Origin of the sequence: Psychrobacter sp. KCTC 72983 (assembly GCF_014280455.1) — a bacterium.
Taxonomy (GTDB): domain Bacteria; phylum Pseudomonadota; class Gammaproteobacteria; order Pseudomonadales; family Moraxellaceae; genus Psychrobacter; species Psychrobacter pacificensis.
In genome coordinates, this window is sequence record NZ_CP060390.1 from 1,295,660 (window position 1) to 1,312,710 (window position 17,051).

Annotated in this window: 15 protein-coding genes; 5 read left to right on the forward strand and 10 right to left on the reverse strand. The window is 44.8% G+C overall.

From position 1 onward, the window contains the following. Positions 1-445 precede the first annotated feature (445 nt). Positions 446-1,726: a citrate synthase gene (gltA, locus tag PSBA01_RS05525; RefSeq protein WP_186475287.1), complete on the forward strand. Its 1,281-nt coding sequence runs from the start codon at positions 446-448 to the stop codon at positions 1,724-1,726. 133 nt (positions 1,727-1,859) lie between these two features. Here gltA and PSBA01_RS05530 read toward each other — a convergent pair whose 3' ends face one another. Both PSBA01_RS05530 and PSBA01_RS05535 read right to left on the reverse strand, forming a co-directional pair. Continuing rightward, the gene (locus tag PSBA01_RS05530; protein WP_186475288.1) at positions 1,860-2,756 is read right to left on the reverse strand and encodes a hypothetical protein; all 897 of its coding nucleotides are present in this window, start codon (positions 2,754-2,756) and stop codon (positions 1,860-1,862) included. 84 nt (positions 2,757-2,840) lie between these two features. Beyond that, positions 2,841-3,374: a type IV secretion protein Rhs gene (locus tag PSBA01_RS05535; protein ID WP_186475289.1), complete on the reverse strand. Its 534-nt coding sequence runs from the start codon at positions 3,372-3,374 to the stop codon at positions 2,841-2,843. 423 nt (positions 3,375-3,797) lie between these two features. On the opposite strand from PSBA01_RS05535, the gene PSBA01_RS05540 reads away from it, so the two are divergent. After that, positions 3,798-5,087 (forward strand): replication-associated recombination protein A, encoded by a 1,290-nt coding sequence (locus PSBA01_RS05540; protein WP_186475290.1) that lies wholly within the window; start codon positions 3,798-3,800, stop codon positions 5,085-5,087. A 310-nt stretch (positions 5,088-5,397) separates the two neighbouring features. Further along, positions 5,398-6,510, forward strand: a complete 1,113-nt coding sequence (gene ribBA, locus PSBA01_RS05545) for a bifunctional 3,4-dihydroxy-2-butanone-4-phosphate synthase/GTP cyclohydrolase II (protein ID WP_071002577.1) — start codon at positions 5,398-5,400, stop codon at positions 6,508-6,510. Positions 6,511-6,642: 132 nt separating this feature from the next. Here the strand turns inward: ribBA and PSBA01_RS05550 are convergent, their stop codons facing one another. The 6 genes from PSBA01_RS05550 to PSBA01_RS05575 form a co-directional block, all read right to left on the reverse strand. Beyond that, positions 6,643-7,131, reverse strand: a complete 489-nt coding sequence (locus PSBA01_RS05550) for an acyl-CoA thioesterase (RefSeq protein WP_414706363.1) — start codon at positions 7,129-7,131, stop codon at positions 6,643-6,645. Positions 7,132-7,184: 53 nt separating this feature from the next. Then, positions 7,185-8,222 (reverse strand): hypothetical protein, encoded by a 1,038-nt coding sequence (locus tag PSBA01_RS05555; RefSeq protein ID WP_186475291.1) that lies wholly within the window; start codon positions 8,220-8,222, stop codon positions 7,185-7,187. A 179-nt stretch (positions 8,223-8,401) separates the two neighbouring features. Continuing rightward, positions 8,402-9,391 (reverse strand): uroporphyrinogen-III synthase, encoded by a 990-nt coding sequence (locus tag PSBA01_RS05560; RefSeq protein ID WP_186475292.1) that lies wholly within the window; start codon positions 9,389-9,391, stop codon positions 8,402-8,404. Between the two features lie 95 nt (positions 9,392-9,486). After that, positions 9,487-10,521, reverse strand: a complete 1,035-nt coding sequence (gene hemC / locus PSBA01_RS05565) for a hydroxymethylbilane synthase (RefSeq protein ID WP_186475293.1) — start codon at positions 10,519-10,521, stop codon at positions 9,487-9,489. Positions 10,522-10,725: 204 nt separating this feature from the next. Further along, complete coding sequence (locus tag PSBA01_RS05570) at positions 10,726-11,463, reverse strand: LytR/AlgR family response regulator transcription factor (RefSeq protein ID WP_186475294.1); 738 nt, start codon at positions 11,461-11,463, stop codon at positions 10,726-10,728. Between the two features lie 244 nt (positions 11,464-11,707). Then, entirely contained in the window at positions 11,708-12,733 is a 1,026-nt protein-coding gene (locus PSBA01_RS05575; RefSeq protein ID WP_228724648.1) for a histidine kinase, read from the reverse strand. A gap of 239 nt (positions 12,734-12,972) precedes the next feature. On the opposite strand from PSBA01_RS05575, the gene argH reads away from it, so the two are divergent. Together argH and PSBA01_RS05585 are read left to right on the forward strand one after the other, a co-directional pair. Beyond that, a complete protein-coding gene (argH, locus tag PSBA01_RS05580) occupies positions 12,973-14,346 on the forward strand; it encodes an argininosuccinate lyase (RefSeq protein WP_186475451.1) in 1,374 nt (457 codons plus the stop codon). A 474-nt stretch (positions 14,347-14,820) separates the two neighbouring features. Beyond that, positions 14,821-15,111, forward strand: a complete 291-nt coding sequence (locus PSBA01_RS05585; RefSeq protein WP_186475296.1) for an oxidative damage protection protein — start codon at positions 14,821-14,823, stop codon at positions 15,109-15,111. 84 nt (positions 15,112-15,195) lie between these two features. Here the strand turns inward: PSBA01_RS05585 and phoU are convergent, their stop codons facing one another. Then, the gene (gene phoU, locus PSBA01_RS05590; RefSeq protein ID WP_186475297.1) at positions 15,196-15,978 is read right to left on the reverse strand and encodes a phosphate signaling complex protein PhoU; all 783 of its coding nucleotides are present in this window, start codon (positions 15,976-15,978) and stop codon (positions 15,196-15,198) included. A gap of 102 nt (positions 15,979-16,080) precedes the next feature. Further along, positions 16,081-17,001, reverse strand: a complete 921-nt coding sequence (pstB, locus tag PSBA01_RS05595; RefSeq protein WP_186475298.1) for a phosphate ABC transporter ATP-binding protein PstB — start codon at positions 16,999-17,001, stop codon at positions 16,081-16,083. Between the last annotated feature and the right edge of the window lie 50 nt (positions 17,002-17,051).

Genomic DNA, 17,051 nt, shown 5'->3' on the forward strand with positions numbered 1-17,051 from the left:
AATTAACAAACGAATAGATATATGTAATACTGAATGTGGAAAACGCTTACCTCTGACAATTATGCTCGACACTTAACTTGTCTACTGCTCATGCCCTGTCTGTTTTTAGCCTCGTTTTTTACGAAATCCTGCTGCGTTTTTGCGACAAACCCCAAAATATAACGTCAATATTGACGTTGTAAATATGTTTGATAAACAGAAAGTTTGGCGCAAAATAACCAATCAGACATATTTTGATACAAAAATTACAGCGAACAACCACCGCTAGGTCGTGCCAATTGGACCCACGGTCAATAAAAGTTTTTTCAAATCATAAGTAATTGCTGCTAATATACCTTGCGTATTAAATGAGTGAAACGGATTTTGCCGTTTGACAGATAACGACGTGAGGTATGCGTCTGTAGTAATTTTATTCTAACGAATCAAAAACAATGGAGAGCAATTTATGGCTGACACTAATGCCAAACTAACCGTGAATGGTGAAGAATACGAACTTCCTATTATTGAAGGTACTTTAGGGCGCCCAGTTATCGATGTTGCTGCTTTGCAAGAATCAGGATTTTGGTCTTATGACCCTGGTTTTAAAGTAACTGCTCCTGTTGAATCAAAAATTACTTATATCGATGGTGGCAAAGGCGAATTATTACACCGCGGCTACCCAATTGACGAGTTAGCAAATAATGCTGAATACCTAGAAGTGGCATATGCGTTGCTAAATGGCGACCTACCTAACGCTGAGCAAAAGGCAGATTTCTTTGAAAAAATTCGTGAACATACAGCTGTTCATGACCAACTACGTAAATTCTTTGAAGGTTTCCGCCGTGACGCGCATCCAATGGCCATTATGGTTGGTGTCGTTGGTGCGTTATCAGCGTTCTATCATGAAGACCTAGACGTAAGCAATGAAGAACACCGCGAAATCACAGCTATTCGTTTGATTGCTAAGATGCCTACGCTTGCCGCGATGAGTTATAAATACTCACAAGGCGAACCGTTCATGTATCCGCGTAACGACTTTAATTACGCAGAAAACTTCTTATACATGATGTTTGCAACGCCTGCTGATGTAGACTACGAGAAAAACGATGTTATCACTCGCGCGATGGACAAAATCTTTACCTTGCACGCTGACCATGAGCAAAACGCTTCTACGTCAACAGTACGTTTAGCTGGTTCTACTGGTGCAAACCCTTATGCCTGTATCGCTGCTGGTATTGCAGCCCTATGGGGACCTTCACATGGCGGCGCAAACGAAGCTGTACTAGAGATGCTAGACGAAATCGGTACGGTTGAGAACGTGCCTGAATTCATGGAAAAAGTGAAAAGCCGTGAAGTGAAGCTAATGGGCTTTGGTCACCGTGTCTACAAAAACTTCGATCCACGTGCGAAAGTCATGAAAGAGACTTGTGATGAAGTGCTAGAAGCACTAGGTATCAATGATCCTAAGCTTGAATTGGCGATGGCATTAGAGAAAATTGCACTAGAAGATCCGTTCTTCATCGAGCGTAACCTATATCCAAACGTTGATTTTTACTCTGGTATTATCTTAAAAGCCATCGGTATCCCAACATCAATGTTTACGGTAATCTTTGCACTGGCTCGTACTTCAGGTTGGATCAGCCATTTGTTAGAGATGCACAGCGCCCCATACAAGATCGGTCGTCCACGTCAGTTATATACTGGTGAAACGCGCCGTGACTTTGTCAAGGTTGAAGACCGCAAGTAAGTCCAATAGTACAGACACAATAAAAAATCCCGCCATCGTGCGGGATTTTTTATTGCTATGATGGGATAGATACTATTGAATATACTTCATCCAATTATTGGCAAACTCGTTACTATGAGTATCATTTAAACCGTTATTGAAACTCTTTTAACGTCTGCTCATATTTAGCAATCTGCTCGTCATATCCTTTAATCGTATCGTTGAATTTGGCCATGAGCGTTTCAAATTCTTGCTGCTGTTGTTGCTTCATTTGCTGCATATCAACCACTTGCTGCGCTTCTATTTGCTCCCATACTTGGTGCTGAATAATCAACCGAGCCAGCGCAGGGCTTTTTGCACTGACCCTTCCTGCAATCTCTGCATGCTCAAACAGCTGAGGTATTAAGGTCGCTATATTGATCAGCGTATCAGAATCCTCTGCACTAAGTGGCGTAGTCACAGGCTGATATAACGCTGCCATCGTTTGCTGATATCGCTCGATGATCTGCTCTTCCGTCAATATAGTCGGTTTGCGCGGCTCAAGACTGATACGCTTTAATACAGTCAGATCACGCTCGCCCACTTCGGTACTTGTATTCATCCCTGCATCCGAACCTTCCTCACTGGTAGCGTTAGCTTCTACTGGACTATCAGCTGGTAATGGTTCGGAATTGGCGCTATTCGCATTTTCTGTAAGAGTAGCTGAATCGTTAGTCGCTCCATTGAGTAATAGCGACTCTTCGCTATCTGAAGTATCTGCCGCTTCCAGTGACTCATACTCTGCTTGTAGTCGACGCTGTAGCCCTTGCGCTTGCGCAACGTATATAGGCTGAAACTGCTCTATACGCGCCGCAGCAGAATCACTTTGCTGCATAGGTTGACTGTCTTCCTCACTTGTTTTTTCAGTTGTCTGAGCCTCATCTGGTACAGGCGGTGCGTCAGCTTGCTGCTGACAGCCGGTCAGAAATAGCACGCCCGTTAGCGCTACTGCGGCCAGAGCTGAGCTAGCAGAAGTATCAACATGAGGCTTTACTGGCAAAAGTCGAAACATAAGCGTAAATATCCTTTAATAAGGCTAAAATATAAAAAGCTAAAATGGTGATGCACGTAGGCTTTTCGCTTACTATGAGGCAGTTTAAATAGTAAAATTGCTGTTGGCGCGTTTTTTGTCAGTCATGGCGTTTACTGTCAAAAATGGTATACAGGCTTCTAAATCCTGACAATCCTGTCCTTTTTGACGGCGCACAAAATAATCTTGAACCATTCGCGCCTGCTGCTCGATACCGTATTTAAAAAAGGACTTACCCGTCTCTAGCACATAATCATATCGCCGATCGATAAGGGCACCGCGTACCACTTTCAAGCCTTGCTGTAACTGCCACACATGGGTGAGCTCATGGATGAGCCAGCTTTGCTTGCCCAACGAGGCCACACTAAAATCTGTGATCCAATCGGCTGGATTAAAGTAAATATTACCATTCGGACTCACCGCATAACTTTTGAGAACCCACCAAGTGGTTTTTAGTCGCACTTCATCTAATCTGATACTGTCACCGAACACTGAGCGTGCCAGTGCTATCTCGCCAATTGTCAGACAACGCGACTGCTGCTTTTTTACGCTGCTGCGTGAATATCGATTCAACAAACGCTTGAGAGGTTGTCCAGACATCGTCAATGTAATACCTTATATTTGTTAGGGCAGTGATAATAAATGGTGTTTGGTCAACCATTCTGATCGTTACCATTGAACCGTTAGTAAGGATGAATGATTAAAAATAAAGTGCTGGGGACATAAGCTATACGCTTCGTTAGCTTTCATTAACATGTTTTTGCGTTAGCCTAGCGTGTATTGTTTATAGCAAGTACCCTACTTATAAATTAGCCTACTTTGACTGCTGATGTCTAATACTCATTGTCATAGTAAAGTTGCTGCGAGAATCATGCCAAGCAAACAAACGCTTTTCACTTCAATAGAAATGATAACTATAGACGAGTATGTCGTTATTTAGATTTTACTATAAAATCTCTCAATGGCCGCCACTTTAGCCAATAGACCGTTTTTTAATTTTTTAATTTTTTAATAGAGAACCTTATGCCGCCTAACTTTCATGCCGACACCCCTCTTGCTCAGCGTATGCGCCCTGCTTCTCTCGCGGCTATTATTGGCCAAGAGCATCTTTTGGCCACTGGCGCACCTTTACAGCGTTTGGTCGAACAAGGGCATCTGCCCTCTATTATTTTGCACGGCGAAGCAGGTATCGGTAAGACGACCATCGCAATGCTATTGGCGGATGCGGTCAATCGACCTTTTCATGCGCTTTCTGCATTGAATACTGGGGTCAAGCAGTTACGCGAGGTGCTCGATAGCAAAGACTCACTGGCATTTGAGTCACCAGTGGTCTTTATCGACGAGATTCATCGGTTCAATAAGGCGCAGCAAGATGCATTATTGGGCGCGGTAGAATCTGGTGATATTACGCTGATTGGTGCCACGACAGAGAATCCGTCGTTTAGTGTGAATAACGCGCTCTTATCACGTTGCCAAGTGTATCGTTTAGAGCCATTAACGCCTGAGCAAATCAGTGCGGTATTACGGCGGGCACTCTCGGAGGACCCTATACTCCAAAAACTCACCATCGACTTGCAAGCACAAGAGACCATCAGCCAAATGGCCCACGGCGATGCCAGAAAAGCACTAAACTTGCTAGAACTAGCGATTCAAACAGCGGATGCCAAGCAATCACCGATTATTATCAATGATGAATTGGTCAGCCGAGTGGCGCAGACCGCGTTGGTACGTTATGACAAAGATGGCGAGCAACATTACGATATTATCTCAGCCATGATCAAATCAGTGCGTGGCTCAGATCCTGACGCGGCGCTGTACTGGATGGCGCGAATGCTCGTTGGCGGTGAGCCTGCCGATTTTATCGCGCGCAGATTGGTAATCTTAGCCAGTGAAGATATCGGCAATGCCAACCCAAACGCCCTACTCCTCGCTGATGCAGCCCTGCGCAGTGTGCAATCCATCGGTATGCCAGAAGCGCGTATTATCCTAGGGCAAGTGGTGGTCTATTTAGCCACCAGTGCAAAGAGTAACAGCACGTATAAAGCGATCAATGCAGCGATGGCGTTGGCAGAAAAAGACGCCTCGCCAGTACCACTACATCTACGTAATGGCGTGACCAAACTGATGCGCAATCAAGGCTATGGTCAAGGGTATGCTTACCCGCATGATTATCCCAATCACTACTACCCTCAAAGCTATTTGCCAGAAAACTTAGCAGGCACGAGCTTTTATGAGTTTGCCGATAACCAGCGAGAACAGCATAGCAAGCAGTTTATGGCGTGGCTAAAAAGCCAAGCGGCCAGTAACGACTGATCTATTGACCCACTGGATCAAAAGGTTTGAAAGTTAGTTGCATATACTATTGGTAAAACTGAACCCTGTTTTTAAAAGACTAAGCGTTATAGTTCAGCTTTGGGTCAGCACGCTGAGGCAAAAACCGTTAAAATACCTATCGTCATGATGAATAAGAATCATGAAACATTTTCATATTTGGTTGCTACGATGATCAAACGATTTGCTCAACGGCAACAGCACGTGTTACCAACTACTGCTACAATGAGCCGACAACCCTTTATATTACAAACCACACATATTTATTAATAATAAAATATTGAGATTTACTATGAGTTTAAATACGATTCCTGAGATTATCGAAGACATTCGTGCTGGAAAAATGGTCATCTTGATGGATGATGAAGACCGCGAAAACGAAGGCGATATCATCATGGCGGCGACCCATGTTCGTCCTGAAGACATTAACTTTATGATTACCCACGCGCGCGGCTTGGTGTGTCTGACGCTATCACAAGCGCGTTGCCAGCAATTGGCATTGCCGCTGATGTCAGATCGCAACGAGGCAAAATTTAGCACCAACTTTACAGTATCGATTGAGGCGGCTGAAGGCGTGACCACAGGTATCTCAGCGGCTGACCGCGCGCGCACCATTCAAGCCGCTGTATCTTCGGCAGCCAAACCAGAAGACATCGTGCAGCCTGGGCATATTTTCCCTATCATGGCACAAAACGGCGGCGTTCTACACCGTGCAGGCCACACAGAAGCAGGGTGCGACTTGGCTCGCCTAGCGGGATTGGAGCCTGCTGCGGTGATTGTAGAAATCATCAACGCTGATGGCACCATGGCACGTCGCGATGATCTTGAGATATTTGCCAAAGAGCATAACATCAAGATGGGCACCATTGCTGATCTCATCAACTACCGCATCGCCAATGAGCAAACGGTAGAGGAAATCGAAACTCGTCCTTTTGAAACAGAACATGGCACTTTTACCTTGCACCGTTTCCGCGAGTTCGGCGCTGAAGAAACTCATATCGCCTTGGTAAAAGGAGATGTGAGCGAAGGCGTGAGTACCGTACGTGTCCACGGTTTCCACCCACTGCGTGATTTATTTGCCGCCAAAAATGATATGACTGGTCGTAGTGGCTGGAGCGTCCAATCAGCGCTAGAAGAGATTAGCGCCTCAGAGCGCGGTGTGTTGGTTTGGGTCGGCAATCATCAACCGGTCGATCTAGGGGATGCATTAGATAAAGCCTTGGACAATGAGTCACAATCGACCATCACCCAGCAGCCTTATCGCAGTATCGGCGTTGGTGCACAGATATTACGTCATTTAGGCGTCCGTGATATGCGTCTACTGTCATCGCCCATGAAGTTTTATGCATTATCAGGTTTTGATCTCAATGTGGTGGATTTTGTGCACGCACCGCAAGAGAGCTAAAATCTACTTGGAAAATGGCCTGAGAAAAGTCATGAAAAAAGGCACGCTACGATAATGTTAGCGTGCCTTTTTTATTTTTGATGGTTATATAACACTATCCGAGATAGGTCATCAACGCAGCTAAAGCCTATTCTAATATTCAGGGGTATGACCAAATTTTGCCTCTAGTGCCAGTAAGCGCGCACGTTCTTCTGCTGTCCACGGTAACTTACCTTTCCCATCACTATCGAGACGCACTACGACGGCATCAGCGGTCGCAACGATTTTGTTTTGTGCTGTACTATAGTAGCTATATTCCATCGCAATACTGGTATTGCCCAGACGCTTACAGCGAACCCCCAATAACAAAGTATCAGGATAGGTCACTGGGTGCAAATACTGGCAGCTCGACTGTGCCAAGACGGTGACCATACTGCCATCGAACATATCTAACGCGTGCAAATAACCAATGCGCGCTGACTCAGAATAACGATAATACACCACGTTATTTAAATGGTTAAAGGCATCCATCTCACCCCAATGAATCGGCTGATAATGAATCACTGGGTAATGCGCCAGTACTTCAGGTCGATCAATTGCTACCTCAGACATAAAATCTGGCTTTTCACTCATATTGGTCATAACTTACCTTGTGTCTCATGTTGTCTATATATAGCTGTTTCGAACCGTATCGATTAAGGTTGTGGCTTATCCAAAATCTGTGTGGTTAACAAGGGTGTTGGCTTAGGAGCATTGACAATCAGTTGGTCAAGCCAGGCAATGACCTCTGGTATATCATTTGGCGACTGCATGGTCTCTAGGTTGTTGTCCGTACCCTTTGGCTTTTTGTCGGATGGAGCAATGCCAATGGCGCCAACTTGCGCGGAGTTTTTGCCATTGCTAACCGATGATTTAGGTAGTAAGGTTTTTAGCTGTTTGCGCGCTTGGGTCAAATAATTGATCAGTTGATCCTGCTCGCGCATATTGCTCGCTTGGCTCGCCAAATTCAACGTCATGATGACTTCATGAATCGTCAGTTGTCTACGCGTTAATGTCATATCGTTACGCACTGACGTTTGAGCAGGCGGGTTCGCTACTGCACGCTTTTGGTCACCCTCAGTTGCAGCATCAACTAGCTCTCGGCGCTGGATATCAGTACCCTCGTAACTCCCAAGGCGCTCATGACTGTGCAAAAACTCTTGGATGTTTTGAATCGCAAGATTTTGTATTTGCCATGGGCTAGGTTGTGAGCTTTGCGCTTGTAATCGCTCGATGTCTTTAAGCAAACTTTGCTTGATTACGACGGTCAATGCAGGTGCAATCTCGTTGCTGCTTTGTGCCAATTGCCAATGCAAACCTCGCAACAACTCGATCGCGGCACTATCATTGTTGTCTGCTAGCAATCTGTCAGCGGCTTTTATTTGAATACGTAGTAAATCCAGCTGATTTTGCGCTTGGCTACTGGCTTTGATTCTAGGCTCTGGCAATGTCTGCTGACTCATGGCAAATAAACGATCGTCCATCTCATTTAGACGACTGACAACCTGCTCATTGCTCTGCAACCGCTCATTGACACTGTGCTGAAAACGCTGCTGACTAATATAGAGCCAGAGTAATGCCGCGATAAGCAGCAAAATGACCAACCACTGCATCCGCAGCAGCAAGATATTTGCTTGCCGACGCTGCTGTATAGCAGAAGGATCCTTAGATAAAGACTCAGAATTCATTGGCATAAGACAGTACCGTGATGGGTAGGTATAAACATATTTAAATCAAATAGAAATTATAAAATTAGGGCATGTCCCCAATTCAAACGTTTGTCACTAAATGGACTAAAAATGGCTAAATCTTTGCCGCTGTTTGCCTGTGATTTATCTCATTTTTATCACCATTTTTAAAATAGAGACACGCCCTAAGTATTGGTAGTGATGGCTGAAAGAATGGTGTCTGGCGCCAAATCCTCTACACGCCAATAGCTCAAGCGCTGCGCTGCAACCATATTTGCTAAGCGCTCACCCAATACGACATAAGAAAAGTCCGCTAGCGTGAGTGGCAAATTATCTCTTCCATCAGTCATTATGTCATTACTACGTTTTGGTTCTGACATTCTTTCTCTTGCACCTTGGACGATGCTCGTCCAATGCTCAAAAGCAACGCCACTACTCACGACGACGATAGGTTTTGCTTGCTTTGGTGTTGTATTTGTCGTTTGATTACATACAAAAAAATCTTTTTGCCACTGCTGATACTGAGTCATTGCCTCGGTAGGCATTGTACGCTTATACCACGCAATACTATCGACATGTACACCGCGTGCTTGTAAAGTATCGACCAATAATCGTCGCCCGCCCAGTCCGCGCCATATCAAAAGCTTATCACCCGCCTGTAAACGCTCTATCTCAGGCATTGCTAGCATACCTTCATTATTGGCAACTTCAGGCTGTCGTACTTGGTAGTTTGCCGAGTCTATATTGGCTTGAGTCAATGCCGTAGCGGTTGCTTGACCCACTGCAATGATTTGACTTGGGGCTACCAAAGCTTCAGAAGCTATGTTGGCTGCTTTATTGTCCAGTTGCGCATAACTACTATCGTCATGCTCACTGTACACAAGCGACTGCCAAACATTCAACCCAGAAGTGGCCGCCGTTGGGCTTATGATGACCAGAGCCTTATATTCACCTGCTAGCCACGCACGCATTAATGCTAGGTCATCGCCAGTCGTTGGGCGCGGCTGTAACGTCAACATCGGTATCTCAACCACCGTGAACCCTGCTGCTCGCAAATGATTCGTCAATGGCGCAGCGCGTGCTATCGGCCGCGTATTGATGACAATTTTTGGCACCGACCCATCAGTGGATTGATTTTTATGAGTAGACCTAGCTTTAGTTGACGTTGATGACATAGATGTACCACGACAAAAGGCTTGTAGAATGGACTGAATCATCGACCAAACAGTGGATATGTGGATCAATGACTCAGTATGACAAAGTGAATACGCTACTCAGCGTGATAAATCGCTGACAAGATAGCCCCTGCACCATCAGCAAGTAGTATATTGGCAACATCAATACCGAGCTGATTTGCCTGCGACTCTTGCTCGTCTTGTGTACCAACCAATGTCACTCGCTTTTCTGCTTTTAGCAATTTACTGCCATCCGCCTGACCCACACGACCACGGAGCCACAGTACATTACCGTTATCGTTGTTGCCGTTTTCACCATTGTCATCGTTATTCGCACTGGTTTCATCAGCCATTTGCAAGACAGCATAGGCTGCAATCGGGACTTGGCAGCCACCCTCCAAGTGACGGTTAAGCGCACGCTCAGCGATAAGGCGAATACGCGCTTTATCATCGTTCAATGGCGCTAGTAATTTCAACACCTCGTCATCACCTTCACGGCATTCAATGGCTAACGCACCTTGACCAACGGCAGGCAAACAGGCATCAATATCTAGCTGTCCGCGAATGCGCTCATCTAATTCGATACGCTGCAAGCCACTGGTCGCCAAAATAATGGCATCATACTCGCCTGCATCTAGCTTGCCTAAACGCGTACCAACATTGCCGCGCAAGGTTTTGATCTGTAGATCTGGGCGGTAGGCTTTGATCTGACACTGACGGCGCAAACTTGACGTCCCAACAACTGCACCTTGCGGCAATTCATCAATACTATTATAAGTATTTGAGACAAAAGCATCAGTTGGTGAAGCACGCTTGCAATAGACACCTAGTGTCAAGCCTTCAGGCATCTGCATCGGTACGTCCTTTAGCGAATGTACCGCAATATCTGCTTGCTTGTTATACAATGCTTGCTCAAGCTCTTTGACAAATAAACCCTTACCGCCAATTTTGGCCAAAGGTGTGTCCAAAATCTTGTCACCCTTAGTGACAATTTTTAGTAACTCAATTGTCAACTCAGGATAGAGCGCCAGTAAGCGATCACGAATATGCTCCGCTTGCCATAGAGCCAAAGGACTCTGTCGCGTGGCGATGGTTAAGGTAGTCAAAGCAGGTTGCTGCGGATTGCTCATAAAGGGCCTCAATAAATTCGGTACTATAATCTAAATGCTACAGTGTCAGTGCCAAGTTGGTGCTAAGCGATTAGGAAAACTTGCCACAAAAAATGGTCGACTCACATCAGAGATAGTAAATGCTGGCGCAAAAAAATACCCCTATTTAAGCATAAATAAGGGTTTGATGATATGGGATGATTATGTCGCTCTGAAAACATCCTATTACATGCTTTGAATTTTGTCACGTAAGGCTGGCAGATGACGACGACTCACGGCTAACGTCTCATCGATTCCTTTAAAACGTATCTGATATTGTCCAGCGTCTAGGGTTTCTAAAAAGTCTAAAAAATTCAGATTGATAATAGCGTTGCGATGCACACGGAACAAACGATCATCAAATTCTCGCTCTAGCTCTTTTAGGGTCTCATCAATCAATACAATGCCATCTTTGTGACGTACTTTGACGTATTTTTGATCTGCCGCAAAATAATAGATATCTTTAAGTTTAATCAGCTCTACACCGCGATGGGTACGAGCAGCAATATGCTCGCGTATCGGACGCGCCGTTGGATTTGCAAGCTTGCGAATTTCATTCAATTGCGCCGCGTTTAGGTTTTTTGCTTTGTTCAGTGCTTCTAATAGCTCGTCTTTGTTTGCCGGTTTCAACAAATAGCCGATTGCATTGGCTTTTAGTGCCGCTATCGCATAATGATCGTAAGCGGTGACAAATATAATGGCTGGTGGATGATCAAGTTTGTCCAGCTCTTGGGCACAGCGCACCCCATCCATCTCAGGCATACGAATGTCTAATAATATAATGTCAGGCTGCTGAGTTTTTACGGCGACAATCGCTTCTGCCCCTGTGGTAGCTTGCGCAACCACCTCATAACCTGATTCCTGTACGATTCTGACCAAACGCTCACGCGCTAAAGGCTCATCATCACAAACTACGATACGCATATAAACTCCCACCCCAAACTCTACTGAATATGTTTCGATGGTATGACGAATGTACTGACCAGTTCAATATGGTGAAATTTTCTGCATCATATTTTTGATAGTAAGCACTCATTGTCAATAATTGCCAGATAAAAATCGCAATAACCATATAGATATAAAAGACGATGCAATAAATATGCCACAACATCTTATAATAAGAATATAGTGTCTGAGAACATAATGAAAAACGGTAAAAGAGGAAAGATTATAAACTGACATCTTGTAAGGGATAGTCAATAATGGTAGTGATGTGGTTACCAGTAACTGTGCTTTGGATATCAGCACTTTGACCAAAGTACGCACGTAATCGATCCGCTTGAATATAAAAATCCATATGCTGACGCAAATCATGGTTAATGATTAAGGTCTTTGTGGGAAGTTCGACGTCGATCTGTATAGTTACTCTGTGCTGCTCCCAAGTGACTTTAATATTAAAATGGATGGTTTCAGTGGTCATCTCAACCACATTGAGTAGCATTTTCTCCAGTACGCTTTGTAAGGTTAACGCCGTAATCACCATATCATACATAATATCTTCATCAGGCAAATCCCAATGGACCTCGAGTTTGTCTGCCAAACGGCTAGACTCGATCGCTAGATAATGCTCACAGAGCGCCACTTCCTCTTCAAAGCTAATCTCACGTTCGCCGCTAAAACTGGCACGATATAAGACCGAAACGTTTTGTAATAAAGCAGAGGCTTTTGACGGATTGGACTCAATGAGTGAGACCAGTGTGTTAATGGTATTAAAGAAAAAGTGCGGCGCGGTGCGGGCTTTTATTAAGTCATTCTGTGCGGTCAATTTGTATTCAAACGATAGCTTGAGCGCATTAAGCTCACGATGGCTACGCAAAAAGTATAATAAAAATACAATGGTAAAACCGCCCGTCAGTACGGTATTGAAAAACAGATTGGTCATAAAAGCTTGACGATCATATTCCATCAAACCCATATTAATCAAAACCAAAACGACTAAAGCCATGGATACCGTAGCGGCAAACATCATGAGCATGACGATACACACACTCACACTAGGAATACTGGCATTTTTGAAGACAGGGCGCAGATAATCTACCAAATATAATGCAGGTATAACGGTCAAACCGTTTTGTATGGTTCGCGCAACAAGCTTGATGATAAAGTCCGACCAACTGGACAGACCATGCCGCTCAATCACTGTGAGAAACAGCGACCAAAAAGCAATATATGTCAGCCACTGCAAAGGCCTCATGATCTCCATGAGTTTTGGAATAAAAAACTCTAAGCGCGTAGCTAGTAAGGCAACCTCATCATTTGCTATACTTGAGTTCTTACTCTCTTGACTTGTCTTGTACCAATATGAACGCCAATTCTTCAAACCTTAGTAATCCTGAATCAAGTAAAAGTTCATCTGTTGCTGATTCTAGCACGAATGTCTCAGTAACAAACAAAGATGCACAAAACAGCCCTACCAGCACTCAGGGCCAGCAGATGTGGGGCGGACGCTTCAGTGAAGCGACGGACAGCTTCGTGGCTGCCTTTACCGCCTCTGTCGGCTTCGACCAACGCTTTGCTCGTCACGATATTCAAGGATCGATTGCCCATGCAACGATGCTCAAAGAATGCGATATCTTGACTGCTGATGAAGTAGCCACCATTATCGACGGCCTTCATCAAGTATTACGCGAGATCGAAGCAGGTGAGTTTAGCTGGTCAATCGCCCTCGAAGACGTGCACATGAATGTCGAATCACGCCTCACTGATATTATAGGCGCTGTTGGCAAAAAACTACACACGGGTCGTAGCCGTAACGATCAGGTCGCGACTGACATTCGTTTGTGGTTACGTGAAGAAACCGATAATATTATCGAGCTGCTCATACGCTTACAAAGTGGCTTACTTGACCTGGCTGATCAACATACCGATACCATTATGCCTGGTTTTACGCATTTACAAACCGCCCAGCCTGTCAGCTTTGGTCACCATGTAATGGCGTGGTTTGAGATGTTGTATCGCGATACCGAGCGTTTGATTGACGCCCGCCGCCGTATCAATCAAATGCCCCTTGGTAGCGCCGCACTCGCTGGCACGACGTTCCCGATTGATCGTACTATCACCGCTGAGCTATTGGGTTTTGAAGGTATTTGTCAAAATTCGCTCGATGCGGTCTCAGATCGTGATTTTGCGATTGAGTTTACCTCCGCCGCTTCTATTTTGATGATGCACATGTCACGTATGAGTGAAGAGATTATTCTGTGGATGTCAGCGCAGTTTAACTTTGTGCAGATACCGGATCGTTTCTGTACTGGCTCATCAATCATGCCGCAGAAGAAAAACCCTGACGTGCCAGAATTGGTACGTGGTAAAGCGGCGCGTGTCTTTGGTCAGCTGATGACATTACTCAGCCTGATGAAAAGCCAGCCACTCGCCTACAACAAAGACAATCAAGAAGACAAAGAGCCTTTGTTTGATTGTGTTGACACGCTGACAGGCTCACTACTTGCCTTTGCTGATATGCTGCCCAACATCGTCCCAAACAAAGAAAGTATGCGTGCTGCGACAATGAAAGGCTATGCTACTGCCACTGACTTAGCAGACTATCTGGTCCGTCAAGGCGTTGCGTTCCGTGATGCGCATGAAGTCGTGGGTAATGCGGTTGCACTAGGCATTAAAGAAGGCGTTGATCTCAGTGACTTATCATTGGCACAATTGCAACAATTCAGTGATGCCATCGGTGAGGATGTCTTTGACTATCTCACGCTAGAAGGCTCACTCGACGCTCGTGACCATCTGGGCGGTACTGCGCCAAACCAAGTCAAGCAAGCAGTGGTCAGTGGCCGTGCTCGCTTAAAAGCCTTTGCCTAATCAGACCCTTTTCAGCCAGAGCTAACTTATCGCTATATATCTGACACCCGCTATTGATGCGGGTGTTTTTATTTCATTAACCATTCGCTATTCGCGCTTTTTCGCGCAGCCTCATTCGGCGTCATATGAAACCAGCAACAATAAAAGCAGAAAAAAAGTAGAATGTACGGATGACGCCTTGTAGATTGATGTCTGTTGGTTAAGAGACACGAGATACCCTTTGCTAAATTGACCAAGACCGTTATCATAGACTCATACGATTATTTAACTTGCCTGCTAGGGCATGTCATCATTTAGATAGCGAGGCTTAAAATAAGATAAATGGTAGTCAAACAAGGAAAAAACTGCAGAGAATATCGGTATATTCACAAAGTTTTTGACGATGTTTGACAAGATTTAGCCATTTTAAGACCGCTAAATGACTGAATAGGCTAATTGATGACACGCCCTAATATAATAAATAAGGAACGCCTGATGACTGAGACTTTTAATCCCCAAGACAATACCGTGTTTTGCCGCAAATACAAGCAAGAACTACCAAAAATGCCCCATCCGCCCTTCCCTAACAAAAAAGGCCAAGAGCTACAAGAAACAGTCTCTGACAAGGCATGGAAAGAGTGGCTAGAACATCAAACCATGCTCATCAATGAGAACCACTTGAGTATGATGGATCCTGAAGCCAAAAAATTCTTGACCGAGCAGCGTGATAAGTTCTTGAATAATGAAGACTATGAGCGCGCCCAAGGCTGGACGCCAGAAAGCTAGGCTGAGACCACTGTATTACATCCATAAAAAAACGCGCTATAGTAAGCGCGTTTTTTACGTAAGAAGACTATTTTGTCTGCGTTATCAGTCGTCATTACTTTCTAAAGCTTCGTAGTCGTCGACTGACATCGTGCTCACTTGACGAGCGGCTAAGCGATCATTGGCCTCTTGTACTGCTTTTTCGACCATTGAGTAGTCAGAGTGACGCACGTCTTGGCCACTGATATAGTTGATGACAAGTTCGGCCACGTTTTGAGCATGATCGCCGATACGTTCAAGCGAGCGCAAAATCCACATGATATTGATGACTTTTGAGACTTGTCTAGAGTCTTCCATAATATAAGTCATCAGTGCTCGAATGGCCGTTTGGTATTCACTATTGACCACACTGTCGTTACGCATGACTTCAAACGCCAATTCAGCATTTGATTGGCTAAACGCTTCTAGCGAATTGTTAAGCATCACCCGTACTTGATTACTCAAATGCTGTACTTCAGCATAACCGTAAGAGGATTTGCCTTGTGCCGCGATTCTGCTGGCCATTTTCGCGATTTTTACCGCCTCATCGCCAATACGCTCCAAATCTACCACGCCTTTACTGATCGACATGACTAAACGCAAATCTCCTGCGGCAGGTTGACGCTTAGCAACCAGCAATAAGATATGTTCATCGAGCTCAACCTCCATTCGGTTGATATCAAAGTCCATCTCGATGACCTCTTGCGCCAGTGTCTCGTCTCTATCAATAAGTGCATGAATCGCTTTGGCCACTTGGTTGGCAGCACTATCACCCATGTACAAAAACAGACGGATGGCTTCATCAAGATCTTGGTCAAAACTTTTGGAGATATGCTTATCACTTTGCATGAGAGGTATTCCCTGAAATCTATATTTTAGTCGTGCCGTAATCTTATTGAGTGAGATAGCTCAGTGAACCATCTCGTGTGCCTTTGCTTGGCACAATCAATCTTAACCATAGCGACCAGTAATATAATCTTCTGTCGCAGTTTGGGTAGGTTTGGTAAAGATCTGATCAGTCTCACCCATCTCGATCATATCGCCTAGATACATATAGACGGTATAGTCTGATACCCGCGCCGCTTGCTGCATGTTGTGGGTAACAATGGCGATGGTATAGTCATTTTTGAGATCTTCTATCAGATCTTCGATAGCGCCCGTCGAGATAGGGTCAAGCGCAGACGTTGGCTCATCGAGCAGCAATACTTCAGGCTTGGTTGCGACACTACGAGCGATACACAGACGCTGCTGCTGACCACCTGATAGTGACAGGCCGGATGCTTTTAGTTTGTCTTTCACTTCTGGCCATAGCGCCGATTTTTTTAGTGCCCACTCCACGCGATGATCCAGCTCGTCTTTGCTGAGCTTTTCATAGAGTTTGACACCAAAGGCAACATTGTCATAGATCGACATGGGAAACGGGGTTGGCTTTTGAAATACCATACCGACCTGCGCGCGTAGCAAATTGACATCGATGTCTTTGCCCAAAATATTGCGCCCATCAAGGTTGATAGCGCCCTCTGCACGCATTCCTGGATACAGATCATACATGCGGTTAAAGGTACGTAGCAGCGTCGATTTGCCACAACCTGATGGACCAATGAACGCCGTTACTTTCTTTTCTGCGATATCGATATTGATGTTTTTTAATGCCTGAAAATCATCGTAGTAAAAGTTAAGATCGCGGACTTCCATTTTTGCTTTGGGCATGTTTTTGGGCATATCATGAATACTTTGCTTGGTGAAGTCAGCGGTATTGGGTTGCTGCGATTGCGCACTATGAGACGTGGTTCTATTTAACAAGCTGTCTGTTGTACTGTTAAAGCGATCAGCCGTTTTTTCTGTGCGGGTTTTGCTTACGACATCATTCATAATATTATCCAACCTAGCTTAGTGTATTTCATATAAGTATAAGTAAATGC